The organism is Anaplasma platys, from assembly GCF_012790675.1.
Lineage (GTDB): Bacteria > Pseudomonadota > Alphaproteobacteria > Rickettsiales > Anaplasmataceae > Anaplasma > Anaplasma platys.
The window spans coordinates 480,622-483,752 of the sequence record NZ_CP046391.1 but is presented as its reverse complement, the minus strand read 5'-3'; the positions used below and the strand labels follow the sequence as shown (position 1 = coordinate 483,752).

Genomic DNA, 3,131 nt, shown 5'->3' with positions numbered 1-3,131 from the left:
GTTTTATTTTTGAGATAGTATTGCGCTATGATCTTGTACAATAGGTTGCATGCTAACGGTCTTTGAAGTGAATGTTTAAGCTATAAGTTCGGAGAAACCTCGCGATATGCCAGAAAGAATTTGTGAGCAGCGGTTTGAAAGAAATAGGGAACAGCTATGTGAAAAGAGAAGGGATGATGAAAAGTACCAGGTAGTGGCTGGCGTCATGCTTTTTATTTCTATTGTTATGGTATGCCTATTTCTCCACGGTATAACAACACAGGACCTTTCGTCTGGTCCAGGGCTTATCTTCGTACTTAGATGTATGGGTTACTTTGTTGTTTTCGCACTACCTCTTTTGGTGTGGAATGTATGTAGGTTGATAAGGTATACTAATAAAAGAAAGCGCGGTGCTGACTATTACGTTTATGAAGAGGAGAATGAAGAAGGCGAGTCAATATACGGTATGGAAGGTGAAGACCTGATAGAACAGGTAACCTCAGAGAATAGAAATCGAAGATACAGTGCTGAATTGTCAGGTGAGAAAGAAAAAACAAGCGATGGAGAAGTGTTAGAACAATTGCTGATAGATGAAGGAATGGTTGTAGTAGCAACACCCGGACTTACACCAAGGTGAAATAGAAAAGCATATGCTGACGGCGGGGCACAGGTACATTGTAGAAGTAACTGTAATCGGAGAAAAAGAGAAAAACTTTCAATGTGCTGCGTGAGTTTTGTTGAGCCTTTCTCTATTAAGAGCCTGTTACAACGCCGCATCGGTTTCCTTTATTTTATCCTTTAATCATCGCGTAGGTTCTATGATTTATATTCCTTCTCTATATCCGGATGAGCTTTAATGTTGCTTTGAGTGTTTAATCTTCTCAACTTGGGAAAACACTATGGGAAGTTCTGGCACAGGCGCAAGGCAACGTATACAAGTGTTCATAGAAGGAAAAAAGTGGTGCTTCTGAGATATGTCCGCGTCTTAAGACGTTCAACGAAAAGTTAATGCCCTCAGATGAAGACCTAAAGGGAATTATAAAATAATACGCAGGAGGGGCAACTTTTCAAAAGTTGCAAAGAAGGTACAATCCAATAAAAAGCTAAGGAAAAAGAGCGAAATTCACACAGGAAAGTCTGTATTACCATTAGAGGCAGAAAGCTTATTTTTAAAGATATGATGTAGTTTTTGTATTTTTCTCCGAGCAGTCGCGCCCAATGTTGATGCCCAAGCATTTGTAAGAAATACCAGATCCCAATGAAACAGAAGTCAAGGAAATAGAACCATCAGCAGATTCTATAGACGCAAGAGGTGCGGTTCGACCAAACGCACATATAGTTACAGAGCGAGAAGAGAGAGGGTCCACTACAATCACAGAACAGACTATGCCTAGACCTCAATCTGCAGCGCAGCCTAATAGCAGTATTCCAGAAGCTGCAGCAGACCTAAGCAATACACTTGGAAATACGTTGCAGCACGTAACTGATGCCCTCAAGCAGGGTGAAACGGTTGCACACCCTATCCGAGCTGAAAGCAAGGCAATATATCAAAAAGCAAGAACGGCTCGCATTGATGATATGGCCAAGAGCCAGCAGGCAACTCTAGATTCCAAGACAGCAGTACACGCTGCTGCAGCGGAATTAGGCTCTACTCTTGCTGCGGCATTGCAGTTTGTTGCTGATTCTACCACAGCAAAAACAGCGCAGAAACACCTTCCAGCATCTACACAAGGCGCAATAAAAAGAGGCACCACCCTCATTACTGCTGCACAAGGCACGGCACAGGATCAAAAAATTTGAACTTTATTGCGCAACCCAATAAAATGATGATTACTAATATCCCTGTCTTGCTTTGAATCTAGGCTTCTTCTTATTAATCACGTAAACACGCCCCTTCCTCCGGACGATCTTACAGTCTCTGTCTCTGTTTTTAGCAGATTTCAGAGAGCCCATAACTTTCACGTCGCATCCCTCATATTTCCCCATGCTTGAAAGTCTTCTTCATTTCTTTGTTTCAGTCAAGAGAAAAACCATTGCCTTAGCCCTTCTCTATACGTTTTTTCCTGGTTTCAGTAGATCGCTATTTTTTTCTAATATAGCGAGGGTATTTTGAAGCTTTTAACGCAACTTTTGCTATATGAGACAAAAATATGAGCTTCTCACAGGGATATGAGCAATAATTAAATTACTAATTGAAAATATTAAAAATTTAGTTCATTTTGTGCCCACTAAGTACCTAACATATAAGGTGAGTTTGTGATCGATATTTTATCTGATTTATCAGCGCTGATTAGTAATGCGAAAGGGTTGCTGCCAAATGATTATAAGCTGGGATATACAAAAAATTTTTCTTATAGCGACCCTTTTGATGTTCCTTATGAAGGTGGTGAAAGGAACTGGGACGTGAGTGCAACGCTGCTGTGGCTAGTATTAAATGGTAAATATTATCATGAACTGGAGTTTGCTAGCCTTAAAGCGTCGCCTAAACTTTTCATTGGCACTGAAAGGGGAAGGAAAATAATCGACGCTGTACGACTGATTTGGGGGATAGATACATTGTCGACTGAGAAAATTGACGAAATTCTGACAATCCAGGGTAGGGTAATTTCCTATACTTTTCATAGGAGCTATCCATTGAGTGAAAATACACATCTGTACTTTGGGGCGGGCATGGGGCTGTACAAGGTTATTAACTTTCAAGGTTTTCGAAGGCAAGCAGAGGATATACTGGGAATAATGAAGAATGTAAAAATAGGCATTATGCACAGATTTTCTTCTAAAATAGGGATATATGCGGGATACAACCATAGGCAGTCTTCTTGGAAGTTTAAGAGCGATGAGATATACGATGAAGACGGCAATAGCGTTGTTTATGATCTAGAGGACTTTGACTTTTTAACTAATGGTTTGGAAATAGGTGTGAGATTCTCCCTATGACACATTTACCAGCTGCGCTAACGAAGCAGCAGATTAAGTTTTGCAATGCAGCGCGAGGAATATATAGGGGAAACGGCAGAGGTTGATGCAGTAAATCGCAATGAGATTGAAATATGTTAGAGCTTGACCTGCTGACGGCATGGTTTGTCTCAATAACTAACTACCTCTTTTTTTAGTTGTTCGACGTATCTATGACTAGTATTCCTTTTTAATGT

5 protein-coding genes are annotated in these 3,131 nt (G+C 40.5%); 3 read left to right on the top strand and 2 right to left on the bottom strand.

Annotated elements, in window-relative coordinates; all coding sequences use genetic code 11:
• The first annotated feature begins 106 nt into the window (after window positions 1-106).
• On the top strand, window positions 107-616 hold the full coding sequence (locus tag ANPL_RS02005; RefSeq protein ID WP_169193128.1) for a hypothetical protein: 510 nt from the start codon (window positions 107-109) through the stop codon (window positions 614-616).
• A 532-nt stretch (window positions 617-1,148) separates the two neighbouring features.
• Here the strand turns inward: ANPL_RS02005 and ANPL_RS02000 are convergent.
• Complete coding sequence (locus tag ANPL_RS02000; RefSeq protein ID WP_169193127.1) at window positions 1,149-1,355, bottom strand: hypothetical protein; 207 nt, start codon at window positions 1,353-1,355, stop codon at window positions 1,149-1,151.
• Window positions 1,356-1,365: 10 nt separating this feature from the next.
• On the opposite strand from ANPL_RS02000, the gene ANPL_RS01995 reads away from it, so the two are divergent.
• Window positions 1,366-1,779 (top strand): hypothetical protein, encoded by a 414-nt coding sequence (locus ANPL_RS01995; protein WP_169193126.1) that lies wholly within the window; start codon window positions 1,366-1,368, stop codon window positions 1,777-1,779.
• A gap of 33 nt (window positions 1,780-1,812) precedes the next feature.
• Here ANPL_RS01995 and ykgO read toward each other — a convergent pair whose 3' ends face one another.
• Window positions 1,813-1,941, bottom strand: a complete 129-nt coding sequence (gene ykgO, locus ANPL_RS01990; RefSeq protein WP_169193615.1) for a type B 50S ribosomal protein L36 — start codon at window positions 1,939-1,941, stop codon at window positions 1,813-1,815.
• A gap of 294 nt (window positions 1,942-2,235) precedes the next feature.
• Between ykgO and ANPL_RS01985 the strand changes: the two genes are divergently transcribed.
• Window positions 2,236-2,916 carry a hypothetical protein gene (locus tag ANPL_RS01985; RefSeq protein ID WP_169193125.1) on the top strand — a complete coding sequence of 227 codons (681 nt, stop codon included), beginning with the start codon at window positions 2,236-2,238 and terminating at the stop codon, window positions 2,914-2,916.
• Window positions 2,917-3,131 lie beyond the last annotated feature (215 nt).

Excerpts from the sequence above, each read along its gene's own strand:
- ANPL_RS02005 (WP_169193128.1), top strand. The coding sequence starts at position 107 with ATGCCAGAAAGAATTTGTGAGCAGCGGTTTGAAAGAAATAGGGAACAG.
- ANPL_RS01995 (WP_169193126.1), top strand. The coding sequence starts at position 1,366 with ATGCCTAGACCTCAATCTGCAGCGCAGCCTAATAGCAGTATTCCAGAA.